The organism is Paraburkholderia acidisoli (assembly GCF_009789675.1).
GTDB lineage: Bacteria > Pseudomonadota > Gammaproteobacteria > Burkholderiales > Burkholderiaceae > Paraburkholderia > Paraburkholderia acidisoli.
In genome coordinates this window covers 2,821,195-2,839,278 of the sequence record NZ_CP046913.1, presented here as the reverse complement: position 1 = coordinate 2,839,278, position 18,084 = coordinate 2,821,195, and the positions used below count along the sequence as shown (strand labels likewise).

The 18,084-nt window shown below is 62.2% G+C and carries 16 protein-coding genes and 1 tRNA gene; 12 read left to right on the top strand and 5 right to left on the bottom strand.

The features are described from left to right. Window positions 1-136: 136 nt before the first annotated feature. Window positions 137-1,363 (bottom strand): Do family serine endopeptidase, encoded by a 1,227-nt coding sequence (locus FAZ98_RS12505; protein ID WP_158951506.1) that lies wholly within the window; start codon window positions 1,361-1,363, stop codon window positions 137-139. Window positions 1,364-1,384: 21 nt separating this feature from the next. Between FAZ98_RS12505 and FAZ98_RS12500 the strand changes: the two genes are divergently transcribed. The 10 genes from FAZ98_RS12500 to FAZ98_RS12455 all read left to right on the top strand — a co-directional run bounded on the left by FAZ98_RS12500 (window position 1,385) and on the right by FAZ98_RS12455 (window position 10,495). Next, a complete protein-coding gene (locus tag FAZ98_RS12500; RefSeq protein WP_158951505.1) occupies window positions 1,385-2,131 on the top strand; it encodes a Nif3-like dinuclear metal center hexameric protein in 747 nt (248 codons plus the stop codon). Window positions 2,132-2,436: 305 nt separating this feature from the next. Continuing rightward, a complete protein-coding gene (gene petA / locus FAZ98_RS12495; protein ID WP_158951504.1) occupies window positions 2,437-3,057 on the top strand; it encodes a ubiquinol-cytochrome c reductase iron-sulfur subunit in 621 nt (206 codons plus the stop codon). After that, window positions 3,057-4,454: a cytochrome b gene (locus FAZ98_RS12490; RefSeq protein ID WP_158951503.1), complete on the top strand. Its 1,398-nt coding sequence runs from the start codon at window positions 3,057-3,059 to the stop codon at window positions 4,452-4,454. The genes petA and FAZ98_RS12490 overlap by 1 nt, the downstream gene beginning before the upstream one ends. 72 nt (window positions 4,455-4,526) lie before the next feature. Next, window positions 4,527-5,258: a cytochrome c1 gene (locus FAZ98_RS12485; RefSeq protein WP_158951975.1), complete on the top strand. Its 732-nt coding sequence runs from the start codon at window positions 4,527-4,529 to the stop codon at window positions 5,256-5,258. A 109-nt stretch (window positions 5,259-5,367) separates the two neighbouring features. Continuing rightward, window positions 5,368-5,979, top strand: coding sequence for a glutathione S-transferase N-terminal domain-containing protein (locus FAZ98_RS12480; RefSeq protein WP_027797364.1), 612 nt, complete (start codon window positions 5,368-5,370; stop codon window positions 5,977-5,979). Window positions 5,980-6,058: 79 nt separating this feature from the next. Next, the gene (locus tag FAZ98_RS12475; RefSeq protein ID WP_158951502.1) at window positions 6,059-6,550 is read left to right on the top strand and encodes a ClpXP protease specificity-enhancing factor; all 492 of its coding nucleotides are present in this window, start codon (window positions 6,059-6,061) and stop codon (window positions 6,548-6,550) included. Window positions 6,551-6,568: 18 nt separating this feature from the next. Further along, window positions 6,569-6,644: transfer RNA gene (locus FAZ98_RS12470), tRNA-Thr, on the top strand. A gap of 160 nt (window positions 6,645-6,804) precedes the next feature. Further along, window positions 6,805-8,028 carry a tyrosine-type recombinase/integrase gene (locus FAZ98_RS12465; protein WP_158951501.1) on the top strand — a complete coding sequence of 408 codons (1,224 nt, stop codon included), beginning with the start codon at window positions 6,805-6,807 and terminating at the stop codon, window positions 8,026-8,028. A gap of 923 nt (window positions 8,029-8,951) precedes the next feature. Continuing rightward, the gene (locus tag FAZ98_RS12460) at window positions 8,952-9,152 is read left to right on the top strand and encodes a helix-turn-helix transcriptional regulator (protein ID WP_158951500.1); all 201 of its coding nucleotides are present in this window, start codon (window positions 8,952-8,954) and stop codon (window positions 9,150-9,152) included. A 2-nt stretch (window positions 9,153-9,154) separates the two neighbouring features. Further along, on the top strand, window positions 9,155-10,495 hold the full coding sequence (locus tag FAZ98_RS12455; RefSeq protein WP_158951499.1) for an RNA-dependent RNA polymerase family protein: 1,341 nt from the start codon (window positions 9,155-9,157) through the stop codon (window positions 10,493-10,495). A gap of 205 nt (window positions 10,496-10,700) precedes the next feature. Here FAZ98_RS12455 and FAZ98_RS12450 read toward each other — a convergent pair whose 3' ends face one another. Together FAZ98_RS12450 and FAZ98_RS12445 are read right to left on the bottom strand one after the other, a co-directional pair. Beyond that, window positions 10,701-11,132 carry a hypothetical protein gene (locus FAZ98_RS12450; protein WP_158951498.1) on the bottom strand — a complete coding sequence of 144 codons (432 nt, stop codon included), beginning with the start codon at window positions 11,130-11,132 and terminating at the stop codon, window positions 10,701-10,703. A gap of 347 nt (window positions 11,133-11,479) precedes the next feature. Further along, window positions 11,480-14,293 (bottom strand): type IIG restriction enzyme/methyltransferase, encoded by a 2,814-nt coding sequence (locus FAZ98_RS12445; RefSeq protein ID WP_158951497.1) that lies wholly within the window; start codon window positions 14,291-14,293, stop codon window positions 11,480-11,482. Between the two features lie 152 nt (window positions 14,294-14,445). Between FAZ98_RS12445 and FAZ98_RS12440 the strand changes: the two genes are divergently transcribed. Beyond that, window positions 14,446-15,597: a methyltransferase gene (locus FAZ98_RS12440; RefSeq protein ID WP_158951496.1), complete on the top strand. Its 1,152-nt coding sequence runs from the start codon at window positions 14,446-14,448 to the stop codon at window positions 15,595-15,597. 226 nt (window positions 15,598-15,823) lie between these two features. Here the strand turns inward: FAZ98_RS12440 and FAZ98_RS12435 are convergent, their stop codons facing one another. Continuing rightward, window positions 15,824-16,144, bottom strand: coding sequence for a type II toxin-antitoxin system HicA family toxin (locus FAZ98_RS12435; protein ID WP_158951495.1), 321 nt, complete (start codon window positions 16,142-16,144; stop codon window positions 15,824-15,826). 373 nt (window positions 16,145-16,517) lie between these two features. Between FAZ98_RS12435 and FAZ98_RS12430 the strand changes: the two genes are divergently transcribed. Further along, window positions 16,518-17,390 carry a class I SAM-dependent methyltransferase gene (locus FAZ98_RS12430; RefSeq protein ID WP_158951494.1) on the top strand — a complete coding sequence of 291 codons (873 nt, stop codon included), beginning with the start codon at window positions 16,518-16,520 and terminating at the stop codon, window positions 17,388-17,390. 61 nt (window positions 17,391-17,451) lie between these two features. Here the strand turns inward: FAZ98_RS12430 and FAZ98_RS12425 are convergent, their stop codons facing one another. Further along, window positions 17,452-18,060 carry a DUF1415 domain-containing protein gene (locus FAZ98_RS12425; RefSeq protein WP_158951493.1) on the bottom strand — a complete coding sequence of 203 codons (609 nt, stop codon included), beginning with the start codon at window positions 18,058-18,060 and terminating at the stop codon, window positions 17,452-17,454. Between the last annotated feature and the right edge of the window lie 24 nt (window positions 18,061-18,084).

Genomic DNA, 18,084 nt, shown 5'->3' with positions numbered 1-18,084 from the left:
CCCGCGCCGAACTGGCGCCGCGGTCCTGAGCCGCTATACTGAGCCGATAAAAGGCCGCGAACCCGTTGAGGTTCGCGGCCTTTTGTTTGTCGACGCTCGTTGAAAAGCCGTCGCCGACGTGGCGCGTTGGCGTGCTTCAACCGCCGTCGTCGTCGCCTTCGCCGTCTTCCTGCTCCGGATGCTTCGGCGGCGGCGGGCGCTTGCCGATCATCACGTCGAGGTCCATGTCCTTGTTCTTGCGCACCACGTGGATCTTCGCTTCGGTGCCCGGCTTGATCTGCGCGATCACGTTGAGGAGGCGCGTGGTGTCGGTGATGGCCTCGCCGTTGACGGTCGTGAGGATGTCGCCGGGCTTGATGCCCGCCTTGTCCGCCGGACCGCCTTGCAGCACGCCCGCGACGATCGCGCCCGACTTCTGGTTCAGACCGAACGATTCGGCGATTTCCGGCGTCACGTCCTGCGGTTCCACGCCGATCCAGCCGCGCGTGACCGAGCCCGTGGTGATGATGCTTTCGAGCACGCTGCGCGCCGTGGAGACCGGAATCGCGAAGCCGATGCCGAGCGAGCCGCCCGAGCGCGAATAGATGGCCGTGTTGATGCCGAGCAGGTTGCCGTTCACGTCCACGAGCGCGCCGCCCGAGTTGCCCGGATTGATCGGCGCGTCGGTCTGAATGAAGTTCTCGAACGTATTGATGCCGAGATGGTTGCGCCCGAGCGCGCTGATGATGCCCATGGTGACCGTCTGGCCCACGCCGAACGGGTTGCCGATGGCCAGCACGACGTCGCCCACGCGCGCCTGATCCATCCGGCCCAGCGTGATGGTGGGCAGGTTAGGCAGGTTGATCTTGAGCACCGCGAGGTCGGTTTCCGGGTCGATGCCGATCACCTTCGCGTTCGTGGTGCGACCGTCGGACAGGGCGATTTCGATCTGGTCCGCGCCGTCGATCACGTGCTGGTTCGTTAGAATGTAACCGTCCGGACTGACAATGACGCCCGACCCGAGGTTCGCCGCGGGTTGATCCTGCTGCTTGCGATTGTTGTTGTTATTGTTGCGGTCGCCGAAGAAGTAGCGGAACAGCGGATCGTTCTGGCGCGGATCGGGCGGCAGCGACCCATCCTTGCTCGAGAACACGTTGACGACCGCGGGCATCGCTTTCTGGGCGGCGTCCGCATAGGAGCCTTGTGCGGGGCTGCCACCCATGCCGGGGGCGACTTCCCTGAGCGCGACGATCGGCTCGGCGAGCTGCTTGCCGAACTGCCCCTGGTGTTGCAGCCACTGCGGTTTGAGCGTGGCGACGATGAACATCAACGCCAGCAGCACCGTTACCGCCTGGGCAAAGAACAGCCAAAAGCGTCTAAGCATCTGAAGAGATTAGAGGTTTATATGGATCGGATCGAACTTGAATTGTATCTGAACAATCTTCTCGAATCCGCGCGGTTCAAGGACTACTGCCCGAACGGCCTGCAGGTGGAAGGGCGGCGGCGCGTGGAGAAGATCGCGACCGGCGTGACCGCCTCGCTCGCCTTTCTCGAGGCCGCGCTCGAGTGGGGCGCCGACGCCGTGCTCGTTCACCACGGCTATTTCTGGAAGAACGAGGCGCCGCAGATCACGGGCCGCAAGTACCGCCGGCTCAGAACGCTGCTCGCGAACGACCTGAATCTGTTCGCGTATCACCTGCCGCTCGACGCGCATCCCGAGTTCGGCAACAACGCGCAATTGGGCGCGAAGCTCGGCTGGATCGGCGACCAGCGCTTCGGCGAGCAGGATCTCGGCTGGATGACCACGCTGCCCATGCCCATCACGCTCGCGCACTTCGCCGCGCAGGTCGAGCAGACACTCGGCCGCACGCCGCTCGTGCTAGGCGACGCCGACTGGGAACTGCGCCGCGTGGCGTGGTGCACGGGCGCCGCGCAAGGCTATTTCGACGCGGCGATCGAAGCGGGCGCCGACGTGTTCCTCACCGGCGAGATCTCCGAGCCGATCACGCATACGTCGGCGGAAAGCGGTGTGGCGTTTCTCTCGGCCGGCCATCACGCGACCGAACGCTACGGCGTGCAGGCCGTGGGCAATCACGTGGCGGAGGCGTTCGGCGTGGAGCATCTTTTCATCGACATCGACAATCCGGTTTAAACCGGTGCAGAAGATTTTTTCGTCGATGCGAATAACGAGATCCCGGCAAACTTCGCACAAAAACAGCTGCGGCAAATAAGCGCGAATTGCCGTGATGCAGCATGATTTTATTCGCGAGGCATTTACAAATTCAAAAGAAAGTGGCCCTGATTCCATCGGGAAAACCCCGAGATATCAATGACTTCGGTCGCTTTTTCGAGATCGCCCCTTGTAAATGCCAACTCCATTCGCGCAAACTAGCGTTCGGCAGTATCGCGGGTAAGCTGGCGTGACGGAAAAATCCAACTCAGAAGTGGGGCGATGTGATGCGAGATAAAGAGAATGACCGCGTCGATGGCAGCCGCCGAACCTGGCTGATTGCGACGTCCGTAGCGGGTGGCATCGGAGGCGTGGCCACCGTCGTACCGTTCGTAGGCTCGTTTGCACCATCCGAAAAAGCACGCGCCGCTGGCGCGCCCGTCGCAGTCGACATCACCAATCTGCAGCCCGGCACGCTCATGACGGTGGCGTGGCGCGGCAAGCCGGTGTGGATCCTCAACCGCACCGAGCGCATGCTGGCCGACTGCAAGAAGGCCGACCCCGAACTGGCCGATCCCCACTCCGAGCATCCGTTTTCGATGCCGATGCCGGAGTACTGCAAGAACGAATTCCGCTCGCGCGCCGAGCACCAGAACATCCTGGTGGCCGTGGCGGTGTGCACGCATCTGGGCTGCACGCCCACGGCGCGTTTCCAGGAAGGTCCGCAGCCGAATCTGCCCGACGACTGGCCGGGCGGCTTCCTCTGCCCCTGCCACGGTTCCACCTACGATCTCGCCGGGCGCGTGTTCAAGAACAAGCCCGCACCGCAGAACCTCGACATTCCTCCGTACATGTTCACGTCCCCGACGCAGATCGTGATCGGCAAGGACGAAAAAGGAGAAGCGTGATGGCGACGGGAACCGACAAGGAAGTGGTGGAAACGTCCAGCGGCTCCGGTCTGCAGGGCTGGATCGACAAGCGCTTTCCGCTGACCGCGACATGGAAGGCGCACGTTTCCGAGTACTACGCGCCGAAGAACTTCAACTTCTGGTACTTCTTCGGCTCGCTCGCGCTGCTCGTGCTGGTGAACCAGATCGTCACCGGCATCTTTCTCACGATGAACTACAAGCCCGACTCGACGCTCGCGTTCGCGTCGGTCGAGTACATCATGCGCGAGGTGCCGTGGGGCTGGCTGATCCGCTACATGCACTCCACGGGCGCCTCGATGTTCTTCGTGGTCGTGTATCTGCACATGTTCCGCGGGCTGATGTACGGCTCGTACCGCAAGCCGCGCGAACTCGTGTGGATCTTCGGCTGCGCGATCTTCCTGTGCCTGATGGCCGAGGCGTTCTTCGGCTATCTGCTGCCGTGGGGGCAAATGTCGTTCTGGGGCGCGCAGGTGATCGTGAATCTCTTCTCGGCGATTCCGTTTATCGGCCCGGACCTGTCGCTGTGGATTCGCGGCGACTACGTGGTCTCCGACGTCACGCTCAACCGCTTCTTCGCGTTCCACGTGATCGCGATCCCGCTCGTGCTGATCGGGCTGGTGGTGGCGCATATCGTCGCACTGCACGAAGTCGGCTCGAACAACCCGGACGGCATTGAGATCAAGGAGAAGAAGGACGCGAACGGCATTCCGCTCGACGGCATTCCGTTCCATCCCTATTACTCCGTGCACGACTTCATGGGCGTGTGCATCTTCCTGATGATCTTCGCGGCGATCGTGTTCTTCGCGCCGGAAATGGGCGGCTACTTCCTGGAGTCGAACAACTTCGTGCCGGCCAACCCGCTGCAGACGCCGCCCGAGATCGCGCCGGTCTGGTACTTCACGGCGTTCTACGCGATGCTGCGCGCGACCACCGACCCGTTCAAGATCGTGCTGATGATCGTGATCGCGCTGCTCGGCCTGTACGCGCTCTGGCGCGCGCGCGGCAAGTGGCGCGTCGGGCTGCCGGTGCTGGCGGTGCTCGTGATTCTGGCGATGGCGTTCACGGAGTCGAAGTTCTGGGGCGTGGTGGTGATGGGCACGGCCGTGGTCTCGCTGTTCTTCCTGCCGTGGCTCGACCGCGCGCCGGTGAAGTCGATCCGCTACCGGCCGCTGTTCCACAAGGTGTTTCTCGGCATCTTCGTGTTCGCGTTCCTCACGCTCGCCTTCCTCGGCACGAAACCGCCTTCGCCCGCGGCCACACTGATCGCGCAGGTGTGCGCGCTCGTCTACTTCGCTTTCTTCCTCGGCATGCCGTTCTGGACGCCGCTTGGCACCTTCAAGCAGCCGCCCGAGCGCGTGCGCTTCAAGCCCCATTAATCGACGAGCGAGGAAGACATGACGGGACACTCTCAGTTTTCGACGCTCGCGCGGGCGAGCGTGCGCCGCGCCATGGCCGCGCTGGCGCTGATTTTCACGTTTGGGGTCGGATCCGTAGCTGCGCAGGAAAACATTCCGCTCGACCGCGCTCCCGATAACGGCGAAAATCTTGCTTCGCTGCAGCACGGCGCCCAATTGTTTGTAAACTATTGCCTGAACTGCCATAGTGCGAGCCTGATGCGGTACAGCCGCCTGCAGGATCTCGGCATTCCGCAGAAGCAAATCGAAGATAATCTGCTGTTCACGACCGACAAGGTCGGCAACACGATGTCCATCGCAATGCGCCCGGACGACGCGAAGTCGTGGTTCGGCGTGGCGCCGCCGGACCTCTCCGTCGAAGCGCGGGCGCGCGGGCGCGACTGGCTGTACACGTACCTGCGCAGCTTCTACCGTGACGACACGCGGCCGACCGGCTGGAACAATCTGGTGTTTGAGAATGTGAGCATGCCCCATGTGCTGTGGCAGTTGCAGGGCGTGCGCACGGCGAAGTTCGAGGAAACGACGGACGAGGAAAGCGGGGAAAAGGTTCGTCGCTTCGCGGGGTATCAGGTCGTCACGCCGGGGAAGCTTTCACCGGTGGATTATGATGCTGACGTGGCCGACCTGGTGGCATACCTCGGCTGGATGTCGGAGCCGGAGCAGAAAACCCGCAAGCAGCTTGGCGTGTGGGTGCTTTTGTTCCTCGGCATCCTGAGCTTTTTCGCGTGGCGATTGAACGCCGCGTACTGGAAAGATATCAAATAATCACGTCCTGACCGACGTGGGGCGGTGCGACGAGAAACCGTCTGACGGTTCAGCCGTCAGGCGGTTTTTCGCCTGCTGGCCTTTTGGGTTTATTGAGGAAATGTAAATCATGATGGTTCTGTACTCCGGCACTACCTGCCCGTTCTCCCAGCGCTGCCGGCTGGTGTTGTTCGAAAAGGGCATGGACTTCGAAATCCGCGACGTCGACCTGTTCAACAAACCGGAAGACATCGCCGTGATGAATCCGTACGGTCAGGTGCCGATTCTGGTCGAACGCGACCTGATTCTGTACGAGTCGAACATCATCAATGAGTACATCGACGAGCGCTTCCCGCACCCGCAGCTGATGCCGGCGGACCCGGTGCAGCGCGCGCGCGCCCGCCTGTTCCTGCTCAACTTCGAGAAAGAACTGTTCGTGCACGTGAGTACGCTCGAAAACGAGAAGGGCAAGGCCGCCGAGAAGAACCACGAGAAGGCGCGCCTCGCGATCCGCGACCGCCTCACGCAGCTCGCGCCGATCTTCCTGAAGAACAAGTACATGCTGGGCGAAGAGTTCTCGATGCTCGACGTCGCGATCGCGCCGCTCCTGTGGCGCCTCGACCACTACGGCATCGAACTCTCGAAGAACGCCGCGCCGCTCATGAAGTACGCCGAGCGCATCTTCAGCCGTCCGGCCTACATCGAAGCGCTCACGCCGTCCGAAAAGGTCATGCGCCGCTAAGCTGTTCCCCGGTGGTTTCGGGTCACAGGGGCGGCGTGCACGGCGTGGATGTGGGCGCCGCCTCGCGAAAGGATCGTTGATGCAAGAAATTTCCACCAAGCCGTATCTGCTGCGTGCGCTGTACGAATGGTGCACGGACAACGGCTTCACGCCGCACATCGCGGTGCGGGTCGACAACCGCACGCGCGTGCCGCGCCAGTTCGTGCGCGACGGCGAGATCGTCCTGAACATCAGCTTCGAGGCCACGAGCCAGTTGCAGATGGGCAACGAGATGATCGAGTTTCACGCGCGCTTCTCGGGCAAGTCGCATCGCATCGAGGTGCCGGTGCCGAACGTGCTCGCGATCTACGCGCGCGAGAACGGCCAGGGCATGGCGTTCCCCGTTGAAGCGCCGCCCGGTGACGCCGACGACGTGCTCAATTCCGAAGATCACGAAGACGTTGGCGCGCAGGAAGCGCACGACGAACCGGCGGTCGAACCCGTTGCGCCGAGCGCCGCACGCACCACCGACAAGGACGACGACGGCGGTAACAAGGGCGGCGGCAAGGGTCACCTCAAGATCGTGAAGTAAGGTAGAATAGCGGGCTACGCCGGCTTAGCTCATCTGGTAGAGCAGTTGATTTGTAATCATCAGGTGGCGGGTTCGAGTCCTGCAGCCGGCACCACATTCAAGTCTCGCAATATCGCAAGTCGTCTCAAAAGCCCGCGCCGGCAACGGTTTGCGGGCTTTTTTTCATCTCAAGCTGTCTTAGGATACTCCAGAAAATCTCAGGAAGGTGATGGTATATTCGTTGGCACCGCATGATCGAGTGTTGGTACCGGCCTATGCCCCTCCTGACAGACGCTGCCGTTCGCGGCCTCAAGGCGCGCGAAAAACCCTACAAGGTCTCCGACTCTGGAGGCATGTACTTGTATGTGTTGCCAACTGGCGCGAAATACTGGCGTCTAGCTTACCGATTGGCAGGCCGCCAGAAGACTTTTGCCATTGGCGTTTATCCAGAAGTGACGCTGGCGGAAGCGCGCGAGAGTCGAGATTCGGCAAAAAAACTTGTCAAGGCGGGCATTGATCCCGTGTCCCATCGCGCGGACGTAGATCAACGCCGGCTAGCCGCTCAGCAAAATACCTTCGAAGTTGTGGCCCGCCAGTGGCACAACACGAGAAAGCTGAAGTGGTCAGATAATCACGGCGCGAAAATCCTTAGTTCTATGGAGCGTGACCTTTTTCCTGCGTTCGGGACAAAAGCCGTGGGTGCAATCTCGCGAAGCGATATCTTGGCTGCAATTCGAAAGGTAGAAGCTAGGGGCGCGCACGAGATTGCTCACCGCGTGCTGCAGCGATGCGTTGCTGTGTTTGACTTCGCATGCGCTGGCGGCTTGGTCGAAGTAAATCCAGCGGCACGGCTCAGCGGGCAGCTTACGACCGTGCCCGTTACTCACTACAAGGCATTTAAAGAAAGCGAGCTACCCGAGTTCCTGGGCAGGCTTTCGAGCTATGACGGCGAAGAGCAAACCGGCCTTGCGATCCGACTCCTGATGCTCACTTTCGTCAGAACTGGCGAATTACGCGGGGCAACTTGGGCAGAGATTGACTTTGCCGCTGGGGAATGGCGTATTCCAGCGGAGCGGATGAAAATGCGCGAAGGGCATATTGTTCCGCTTTCGACTCAGGCCGTTTCGGTGTTGCGCCGCCTCCATGCGCTGACTGGTGGGGAGGGTTTGGTTTTCCCCGGAAGAACAAAGGCGACTAGCCCCATAAGCGAAAATACGATTCTTTTCGCGCTCTATCGAATGGGATATCACGGGCGCGTGACCGGTCACGGTTTCCGTACAACGGCATCGACAATCTTGAATGAGCGCGGTTTCAACGCGGATCATATCGAGCGTCAGCTTGCGCATCGTCCAAAAGACAAGGTGCGTGATAGCTACAATCGAGCGCAATATCTGCCGGAGCGGCGCAGGATGATGCAAGCATGGGCTGATTTGCTGGATGGATTGGAGCACAAAGCGCGCACGTCGGCGGGATCGGCAGCAAGGGCGGCAGCACTTTGAAACGCGTTGCAAACAAAACAGGCGACGCAGCGGGTGTGACGATGTGCTCGTTGCCCGATCATCTCTTGAGCTACGGCACCTCCGCACAAGTGAGCTTGCGCAGCTTTTCGTCCGAGAGACCGGATTGGCAAGCACTTCACTTCGAGAAATGGGCGCGCGAGCGAAATGAAGAGGAGCGCGCCGCCCCAGGTTGCCGGAACCAACATAGGCGCATTCGACGCGCGCGAGCACGCGTTCGCAATTCAGAGCAACTAGCCCGCCATTTTGTCGTTTTGCTGGCTTCGCGCCTTCAGGCCGTCCAATCGGGGAATGCTAGCGCGCTCGATCCCCTACAGAAACAATTCAACTCCACGATAGCCTCCTTGCACAAATTGCAAGCGGTTGCGTACCAAAGCGAATACTCAAATTCCATACTCGCGCAAAACGTGAAGCATTGGATCGAGCTATTGACCGAAATTCCGCTCCCAAGCGAAGTCGCTACCGACCCGAAGCGCATTGGATCAAGGCGGACACGAAAGAGCGGGCCTGAAACGCTGCTCGGGGCATTTGCGAGTAAAGAAGCTGCTGCGCACGGACAAAACGGGCGCCCGATGTCGTTTCCTCGTATCTGTGCGATGGCCTTGATTCGGGCGTGGTGGCTGACCTATGGGCAGGTGCCGCAGGTGCGAGCTATCAAGGATTTTAACGACCTATTGGAGGGCATTCTCCCTGATCCGTTAGGCGATCCTAGCGTCGTTATTCGAGCCGTAAGGACTGCGCGCAGGAGTTACGGGCGGCATCGTCGGCGGCAACCGTGGGACGAACAGTGGAACCGAATAGAGGCAAAAGCCCGCCCTTATTTCAGGTGGGGGGTTTAGCCTAACGCTAGGCTTGCACATTGACGCACTATTGACCCGTCTTATAAACAGTCACGAGGCGTCAAGATGACTCAACCTTCTGCAGAACGCTTGTTGCGCTTGCCTATTGTTATGGCACGCGTGGGCCTGTCACGCGCCACCGTTTACCGTCTGGTAAAAGACGGCTGCTTTCCAGGACCGGTCCGCATTGGCGTGCGGGCAGTCGCTTGGCGTGCATCGGAAATTGATGCTTGGATGGAGTCACGCCCTCCGTACGCGGGCGAATAATCATGGCGAAAATTCAGGCAAGGTTTGCGCGATCTACGTCCTCCGCGCATTTGTTTGTTGCGGCATCGCGAAGCGCCCCCCGGCCAGCGCATAAGCTGCCGCCTGGCTATCGGAAATGGAGGCGTGAGGCTCTTTTTCACCAGCGCGTGCTACGCGGCGACATTGAGAAAGCCGCATTGCTCGCGCGGGACGGTCGAGGCTTGAAACAGTTGTGTGTTGCGGTAGGGCGTTATCTGGCCTCCGATGACACCCAATTGTTGGCACTTCGCCAGGTATTCAGTCAAGGCGAACCTCGCGGCTCAAATTGGGAGCACAGCTTCGTCAGCCACTGGGACGGGCGCGGCGAAGAGCTAAGGCGCAAGCTGCATCCGGGTTGGCCCTCTGCGGAATCCCGCGTACCGAAATACGTTCCAAAAGCTGACGGGGCGAAGCGTCTGACTTGGAGGTTCGGGCCAAGCATGCGCGCGCGGCACGTGTTGGTTAAGCAGGCGCTGGAGCCGCTTATTGCGGCGCGGTTGTGGAAGCAGATGCTGAACGACGGGGGCCGCGTGCCTGGCCTATACGAGGTTAGGGAAGCACTAGGCGATCCCGCGATCAGCCATTACGCGAGTGTGGATGTAAAAGCGTTTTTCGATTCTGTGGACTTACGCCGAGCCACCCAGATTCTGCCGCTGACACGGCAGGTTCTGGAAAACACGGTGTGTATGCGACCTGAGGACTGGGCACGGGCTCAAAGCAACGGTGCTCCGCCCTCTATAGCGTCGTGTAGCGTTGCTGCCCGTCGCCCGCTGGCTCTGCTTCAAGGAGCGGCCTCGTCGCCCCTCATTGCATACTATCTCCTCGAAAGTGCATTCGCGGGGATAGAAGACGTATTCCCATACGCCGATAACGCGTTGATTTTGGGGTATTCGCCTGAGGATGTCGATGCCAAAGTCTCCCGCTACCGATCCAATTTGGTAGAGCATCCAGTTGGGCCGCTGCAGCTTGGTTCAATCGAAAGAGGAGAGGTAACGTGCGCGGGAGGGTTTGACTACCTCGGGGTCAATTTTGAAACATCCGACAACCAGTATGGCGAGCGCCGGCATGTGCGCTTGACCGTTTCCGAGTCAACTCTAGATGCGTTCTTCAAGAAATTTGACGCTTGGCTGGCGAGTGACAAGCGCAACAACGATAGGTCGTTGTCACGAGCAAGCAGAGCGCTACGTGGCTTCATTATTGCGATGCCAACGGATGACCGAGCAGCCGTGCTTCAATCAGCGCTTCAACTCGCACAGAGACGAGGTGTGGGCATCCAGCCGCTTACAGATGCCGTCAACGATCTCGTTGCAAGAGCATTTGGATAGCTTTGTGAGTCGCATGCCTCGCGGGCGAGTGAACTTTGTTAACTCCGGTGCGTAGGTAGGCATTCACTCAGGGTGTCCTTCGCGACAAGTAATCCGTTGCTGACGAAGGCCCTGAGCGATGGAAGCGATTTGCAGCAAGTTTCAATTTTGTTTCGAATCGGCGTGTCTCTGGAGGTGCGTTCTCACGGAGAATGCGGGCCGCCAGCTAGTCGGTTTCCACATCGACTTTCAAAATGTTCGCTGACTTTTCGAAGTCGCGTTGCGCGGGCGGCGACTCCTCTTCATTGGCTCGGCCAATTGCGTCCATCCAAGTTAGCCAGCTTGCATAGGCCATTTTGATATCAGCCTTAATCTGTGCGTTGTGCGGTCGGCTTGTTATTGCATCGAACGCCGCTTTGCCATCAGTCTTGCCCGCCCGATAGCACGAGACAAGTGACTCGGTCGCATCGGGCGCGGCTTGTCCATATGATCGTGCTTGGTCCTGTAGGCTACGGTCCAGACCGTATTGAAACTGACACTGGTGCGCGATACCGAAGAGGGTATTTGCAAACGCGACTTCTGGCTTTTGGGAATCTTGCGCGTGGGCGACTGGCGCGACGCTGGCGAAGCAGAAAAGTGCAAGAAGGATTTTGTTCATGGATGATCTCCGTTGTCGTTATCTGTCGGCGCGAAGCCGTTGTTAGCTAGCTTCGTTGACCTTGGTCTATGGACGGCGATTCTAAATGCGGTGGGATAGCGAAAACTGTGAGCAAGCCCACGTTGTCAAATGCCGGCCTAGCGTCTAAAGCAAATAAACAACAATTTTTTTTGTTGGTATTTTTGTTGGTACAAATCATTGTAGATTCCTTCAGAGCTTTACCTGACGGCGATTGCAGGGCAAAATTTGATTCCTGCAGCCGGCACCAAACATTCGAGAAGGGTTATCGCATTCCTGCGGTAACCCTTTTTCGTTTTGCGGCCTAGAAATCCATTACGCCCGCCGCCTCACCCCCGCTTCTCCACCACGTCGATCTCCGCTGCCGTCAGCCCGAACGCCACATAGATCGCCATGTCGATTTCGCGGGCGATCGCCTGCGCGCACGCTGGCTCATGCGCGCGCGCGAACGCCAGCAAACGGTCGACGAGCGCCACGATGCGCGCGCGTAACGCGGGATCGCCGGGCGCGGGCAACGCGTCGATCATCGCCTTCGTGAACGCCACGCCGCCGTTGTAGCTCGAGGCACCGTACTGCGCGCGAATCAGGAATCCCGAGAGCGGGCAGTTGAGCAGCGCGGCCGCGAACTTGAGCACGGCCTCGTCGTGGCTGCGCAGGATCAGCGTGGTCTTGCCGGGGATCGTGTCGCCGGCGAGATCGAGCGCCGCGTCGAGCCGCGTGAGCCCTTTGACGATCACCTTCTTCGCGTCCGCTTTCGCGCGATAGCCGTTCGCGAAGGTCGCGGCGAAGCGCGCGCGATCGACGACCGGCGCCCGATATTGCCGGCCCAGATAAGTCATCGGTTTCGCGCCCCAGCGCGACACGTAATGCGCGAGCGTGCCCGTGTTCACCACGCGATAGTGGCGCGCGAAATCGACGTTCTCTTCGGCTTCTTCGATGAGCGGCGCGAGGCGATACGCGTCGGCGGTCGCGCAGGCATTCTCGCAACCGAGCAGCGTGCCGAGCGCCGGATGCGCGAGCGCGAGGCGCCGCGCGAACGCGTAATGCGGCGAGAGCAGCGCGTCGAGCGTCCACGGCGCGGCGAGCGCCGTCTTGTTCACGCGCGTGAGTTCGGCAAGCGTCGTGCCGTCGAGCCGCGCGGTGCTCAGCGTATCGAGATCCTCCGCGCGAAAGATCGTCACGATGGCGTCGACGCGCGCCTCGTCGAACACGCCGCGCCCCAGCGCGACGATGCGCTCGATCTTGCGCAGATGCCGCGCGCGAAACGCCTCGCCGAACGGTTTCGCGAGCCATTTGTCGGGCGTGAGGTACGCCATCGCGCCGCCCGGTTTCAGCAGCGCGAGACCCAGTTCCATGAAGACGACGTAGAGATCCCAGTTGCCTTTCGCGCTCGGCCAGCGCCGCGCGAGCGCGTCGCGCAGCGGCTTCTGCCCGGCGTTGATCATGCGCTCGGAATCGATATAGGGCGGATTGGCGATCACGGCGTCGAAGCCGTTCGCGCCCGCCGCGTGCCCGTTTTGCGTGAACAGCGCGGGAAAGGCGCGGCGCCACGAGAACGCGATGCCGCGGTCGTCGTGCGCAGGCGCCGCGGTATCGGCGGCGTTCGCAACATCGACATCGCTCAACGCCGCATTGCCTTGCTTGAGATTCGCCGCGAGCTCGGGCAAGCGCTCGGTGAAATCGGCGTGTTCGAGCAGTTCGATCGCGAGCCGCACGCGCGCCATGCCCACGGAGTCGGCGTCGATATCCACGCCGAACAGCGACTGTTCGATGAGGCGGCGTTTCTCGCGGTACAGCATCGCGTCGAGCGTGCGCAACGCCTCGCGATCGCGCCGCGCGCAAAGCGGCTCGCCGTTCGCGCGCGTGACGCGAAGCCGGTCCGCCACGATCGTGAGCGCGCTGTCGCCGAGCCCTTCGAGCAGGCCGAATCGCGCCTTGAGCGCGAGCAATTCGTTGAGCGCGGATACCAGCAGGTGCCCCGAGCCCACGGCGGGATCGCACACGCGGATCGCGTCGAAGATGGCGCGCGCGGCGTCGCGATCGAAAATCGCTTCGGATCGCTGAGCGTTCAGTCGAGCGTTTAGTTGATCGACGCTGTCGTACTGCTTGCCCAGCGCACGATTGAATGCGCTGAGCACCGCGCGCGTGACGGCCGCGCGCGCGAGTTCCATCGCGACGCTGGCGGGCGTGTACCACGCGCCGTCGCGATAGCCGTTGAGCTTTTCGAAGACGAGGCCGAGCGCGGCGGCGTCGATGCACGGCCGCGCCGACGACGCGACGTGCGCGACACCGGTCGAGAAGTCGAACGCCGCGAAAAAGTCGAGCAAACCGGCGAGCAGGGGCGTTTCGCCAGCGGTGTCGTGCGCGCAGCGCGGCAAGCTGGCGGCGTCGTCGAGCGTGCTCATGTCGATAAGGCGCGCGTCGAGGCCGGTGTCGATCAGCGCGGCGCCGAGGCGCGGCAGATGAGCGAAGCGCGCGTCGCGGTTGCCATCGCGATTGCCATCGCCGTGACCGAATACGGCTTCGCAAAGCGCGCCGAGATCGCGAAACGAGCCGAGCGTGCGCGCATTCAGGAACGCACAGGCGGGGTTGTCGTCGTGCAGCGCGACGCAACGCGTTTCGAGCACTTTGAGCAAAACGAGCCGGCTGAGCCACGCGATGCCTATACGCAGCGCGAGCGCGAACCGTTGCGCCTCGTCGAGCGATGTCGCGGCTGGCGATGGCGTCTGCGCAGCAATGCGCTCGAGCGCGAGTTCGATCAGCGTGCCGCTTACGCGCGCGGACGGTTCGTGCCGCTCGATGCCGCGCCGCGTGCCCGTTACGCTTTCGCGCAAGCCCGCGAGGTGCAGCAGCCCGGCGTAGAAGCCGCCGTCGAGCGCCGCGCGGGCGCGCTGCGTGCGCGGCTTGCGTGGGCGGATCGGCGTGAGCGTGTCGGACATGGCGGCGTGGTGGCGCGTCGGCGGCGGAAAACGAAACGGGAAACGTAACGTGAAGCGAAGCCGGAGCGTATAAAGCGAAATTCGGCGGGACATTCTACAGGCGGCCCGGCGAGCCTTCGCAACGCCGTTCGCGCGTGGATTCGTCCTATGCCGTTTGGCCGGCTCGACGCGCGTTGGCGGCTGCGCGATGATCGCCCTCAGCACCCTGCAACGCAACGCAGCGGACCGCGCGGCACTGCTCTGCTATATGATGGCGCGCCGCTAAAGCGAGGGCGCCCACGTGGCGCCGCCCAGGCGGGCCGCCCGGCACGACAGGCTCGCGCCCGCTAACGGAAAGCCGCCGCACTCAATCGACCATGACCGACCAATCCACACTCACCTGGCCCGACACCGAAGGCCCGCGCACCGTGCGCTGGCGCTCCGAAGCGGGCGTGCCCGCGCCGAAGCGCGTCGTCATCGCCGACGACACCACAACCGCCGACACGGCTTACCGGCTCGCCTGCGAAGGCACCGCGTTGCTGTGGCGCGGCGACTACCAGAACGCGCGCCAGCTGCTGCAGGCCATGGCTCGCCGCGCCGAACGCAAGCCGCGCAAAGGCGGCGCGGCGCCCAAAGCGGCGGCCTCGCCTGCCGAAGCCTTCCATTTGCACCGGCAGGCGCAGTCGCAGCGGGCGCGCACGCTCGGCATGGTGCTGATCCCGCTCGAAGGCGATTTCGGCATCGAGCTGCGCCGGGCGCCTGACGTACGGGCCGCCTGCGAAGAAGCGTGGGGCGCGCCGGACGGCGAGCCTTCGGTGGCGTCGTTGCGCGAGATTCTCGGGCTGATCGGCGCGCACGAATGGCGCAAGAAGGGCGTCCCTGTCGCGGCGCTCGGCGGTGCGGTCATTCATCCGTACTACGGCGTGTTCTCGCCGGTGCGGGGCGAATACGTGGATCTCGTCGCGCGCACGCCGTTGCCCTCGGAGGAACTGGCGTTCGACATCGGCACGGGCACGGGCGTGCTCTCGGCGGTGCTCGCATCGCGCGGCGTGAAGCGCGTGATCGGCACGGATCAGGACGCGCGCGCGCTGGCGTGCGCGAAGGAAAACGTCGCGCGGCTGGGTTATGCGTCGCAGGTCGAGGTACAGGAAGCGGACTTGTTCCCGCCGGGCCGGGCGCCGCTCGTGGTCTGCAACCCGCCATGGGTGCCGGCGCGGCCCGCATCGCCCATCGAATATGCCGTGTTCGATCCTGAGAGCCGCATGCTGCGCGGCTTTCTGGACGGCCTGAAGGATCATCTCGAGCCGGGCGGCGAGGGCTGGCTGATTCTGTCCGACTTCGCGGAACATCTCGGGCTGCGCACCCGCGAAGCGCTGGTCGGCTGGATCGTGGAGGCGGGGCTGGAGGTGGTGGGGCGCGAGGACATTCGTCCGCGTCATCCCAAGGCCACGGACCCCGGCGATCCGTTGCATCGCGCGCGCGCGGCGGAAATCACGTCGCTGTGGCGGCTCAAGGCGCGGGCAGAGTAGGGCGATCAGGGAGGGCGCGGCGGGACGGTGTGGAAGGCAAGCGTAGAAGCGGGCCGCTGGCAAGCAGGTTGCCATGACGGCCCGTGGTTCGAGCTTCCCGCGCGGCTCGTGCAGGATGACGAGACGGCGGGAGTCGAGCTTCGGCGAGCGAGATCGAACGCTGCCGGGTCCAGCCAGTGAAAGAAGCGAGGCGGTGGATCGGTTGATCGGCGGAATGATCCGCGCGCTACCCTGGGTAGGCCTCGTCGACCTTGAGGCCGGCGAGCTTGAAGATCACGCGCAAGGTTTGCGGTTTGATGTCGCGTCGCGAGGCGAGCGCCGACATCACGAAATCGAGCACCTTGGCGTACTTCAGCAAGATCAGGCAGGTTTCGAGATCGGCCGCGCCGTCGCGCATGGTTTCCGCTACGCGCAGCATCTCCAGCGAGATGTCGCGCGCCATTTCCAGTTCCAGTTGCTGCTTTTCCGTCCAGTCGGGAACCTGGACCAGTTTCGTCAGCAGTTCCTGGAATTTCTGCTCTGCATTTCCGTCGGGTATCGTATTCATTGCATGCCCCATGCAAGGCCGTGCCGCGTCGCACGCTGTTGCGTAGCAAAGCTACGCCGGCCTGATTCATCGCAACCGGCGATCCCGGTGCGACCTCCCATTACGCGCTCAACCGGGACATAGCCGGTCGGTCGCGCCACTTGTTTGGTCCTTTCTGGGCATCGGGGACAAAAAATCCTCGTGTCTCTTCTAATCAACCCCTCCCTGCCGTCCGCACGTGGGTCAGCGTGGCGGACGTTAGTACGACAACAGCCGCTCTTTTCGGTTCGACGGCCTCGTCCAGCTTTTTCCGTAAAATGACAGATAGACGCAGTCCCTTCTGTCATCTGTCGCACGTTTCGCGACATGTGCCATTGCTCCCCTGAATACGCCGATGTCCAGCAAGAACTACGAAGTCCGCCCGAACCAGTCGATCGAACTGCTCAAAGAGCTGCATATCCTCACGCGCGACGGCAAGATGAACCAGGATAGCCGCCGCAAGCTCAAGCAGGTCTATCACCTGTTCCAGTTCATCGAGCCCCTTCTCAAAGAACTGAAAGAGGACGGCCGCGACGTCACGCTCGTCGATCACGGCGCCGGCAAGTCTTATCTGGGCTTCATTCTCTACGACCTGTTCTTCAAGGATCAGCGCGACAGGTCACATATCTTCGGCATTGAGACGCGCGACGAACTCGTGGCGCGCTCGCAGGAACTCGCCACGCGCCTCGGTTTCGGCGGCGGCATGTCGTTCCTGAATCTTTCGGTGGCCGAATCGATTACCTCGTCGCAACTGCCGCCGCAGGTCGACGTGGTCACGGCGCTGCACGCCTGCGACACCGCCACCGACGACGCCATTCGCTTCGCGCTCAAGAAGCAGGCGCGCTTTATCGTCGTGGTGCCGTGCTGTCAGGCGGAAGTGGCGGGCGTGCTGCGCCGGAACAAGGGCAAGTCGCTCGGGCAGGCGCTCACGGAAATCTGGCGCCACCCGCTGCATACGCGCGAATTTGGGAGCCAGATCACCAACGTGCTGCGCTGCCTGCAACTGGAGGCGCACGGCTATCAGGTGAGCGTGACGGAACTGGTGGGCTGGGAGCACTCGATGAAGAACGAACTCATCATCGCCCAGTACAAGGATCTGCCGCGCAAGCGCCCGGCCGCGCGGCTCAACGAGATTCTCGACACGTTCGGGCTGGCCGAAATGCGCGAGCGGTTTTTCGTGGATGAAGCCGGCGAGGACGCCTCCGAAGCGGTGACTTCGGAAGCGTAAAAGCGCGCGAGGCGGTAATCGAAACGCGGAAAGCGGCAGGCGGCAGATGGCGCGCGCGGCGTCAGTCGCGCTGCGCCATCCACTCGCGCCAGCCGTCGAAGCCGAGCTTGCGCAAGGTTTCCTGATTGCGTTCGTAGATGTCGGCGGCGTCGGGGAAGGCCGCCACGGCGCGCTCGATGCTCGCCTCGCGCAGCAGATGCAGGATTGGATACGGCGCGCGGTTCGTGTAGTTCTCGATCTCGTCCGGCTCGGTGCCCTCGAACTGAAACTGCGGATGAAAGCTCGCGACCTGAAGCGTGCCCTCCAGGCGCAATTGCTGCACGAGCCGTTCGGCAAACCAGGTCGCGTCGTTGAAATCGGCGAAATCCGCGAGCGCGTGAGGCACGATCAGCAGGGTCGTGTCGAGCGTATCGGGGTTGGCCTCGGCGAGAAATTGCAGTTCGCGTTCGAGATCGATCAGGACACCTTCCAGATCGCGCGCCTCGCAAATCGCGTAACGAATCTGCTGCTTCACGTGCACGCTCTTCGCGAACGGGCACAGGTTCAGGCCGATCACGGCGCGCGTGAGCCAGTGGCGCGTCGCGTCGAGAATGGCGGCGTGCCCGGGCGGGGCGCCGGATGCGGGGGCGGTGGCGTCAGAGTTGGCGTCAGAGGTGGCGTCGTCGGTCATCGCGCTATTTTACCGGCGCGCGGG

Excerpts from the sequence above, each read along its gene's own strand:
- FAZ98_RS12505 (WP_158951506.1), bottom strand. The coding sequence starts at position 1,363 with ATGCTTAGACGCTTTTGGCTGTTCTTTGCCCAGGCGGTAACGGTGCTG.
- FAZ98_RS12500 (WP_158951505.1), top strand. The coding sequence starts at position 1,385 with ATGGATCGGATCGAACTTGAATTGTATCTGAACAATCTTCTCGAATCC.
- petA (WP_158951504.1), top strand. The coding sequence starts at position 2,437 with ATGCGAGATAAAGAGAATGACCGCGTCGATGGCAGCCGCCGAACCTGG.
- FAZ98_RS12490 (WP_158951503.1), top strand. The coding sequence starts at position 3,057 with ATGGCGACGGGAACCGACAAGGAAGTGGTGGAAACGTCCAGCGGCTCC.
- FAZ98_RS12485 (WP_158951975.1), top strand. The coding sequence starts at position 4,527 with ATGGCCGCGCTGGCGCTGATTTTCACGTTTGGGGTCGGATCCGTAGCT.
- FAZ98_RS12480 (WP_027797364.1), top strand. The coding sequence starts at position 5,368 with ATGATGGTTCTGTACTCCGGCACTACCTGCCCGTTCTCCCAGCGCTGC.
- FAZ98_RS12475 (WP_158951502.1), top strand. The coding sequence starts at position 6,059 with ATGCAAGAAATTTCCACCAAGCCGTATCTGCTGCGTGCGCTGTACGAA.
- FAZ98_RS12465 (WP_158951501.1), top strand. The coding sequence starts at position 6,805 with ATGCCCCTCCTGACAGACGCTGCCGTTCGCGGCCTCAAGGCGCGCGAA.
- FAZ98_RS12460 (WP_158951500.1), top strand. The coding sequence starts at position 8,952 with ATGACTCAACCTTCTGCAGAACGCTTGTTGCGCTTGCCTATTGTTATG.
- FAZ98_RS12455 (WP_158951499.1), top strand. The coding sequence starts at position 9,155 with ATGGCGAAAATTCAGGCAAGGTTTGCGCGATCTACGTCCTCCGCGCAT.
- FAZ98_RS12450 (WP_158951498.1), bottom strand. The coding sequence starts at position 11,132 with ATGAACAAAATCCTTCTTGCACTTTTCTGCTTCGCCAGCGTCGCGCCA.
- FAZ98_RS12440 (WP_158951496.1), top strand. The coding sequence starts at position 14,446 with ATGACCGACCAATCCACACTCACCTGGCCCGACACCGAAGGCCCGCGC.
- FAZ98_RS12435 (WP_158951495.1), bottom strand. The coding sequence starts at position 16,144 with ATGAATACGATACCCGACGGAAATGCAGAGCAGAAATTCCAGGAACTG.
- FAZ98_RS12430 (WP_158951494.1), top strand. The coding sequence starts at position 16,518 with ATGTCCAGCAAGAACTACGAAGTCCGCCCGAACCAGTCGATCGAACTG.
- FAZ98_RS12425 (WP_158951493.1), bottom strand. The coding sequence starts at position 18,060 with ATGACCGACGACGCCACCTCTGACGCCAACTCTGACGCCACCGCCCCC.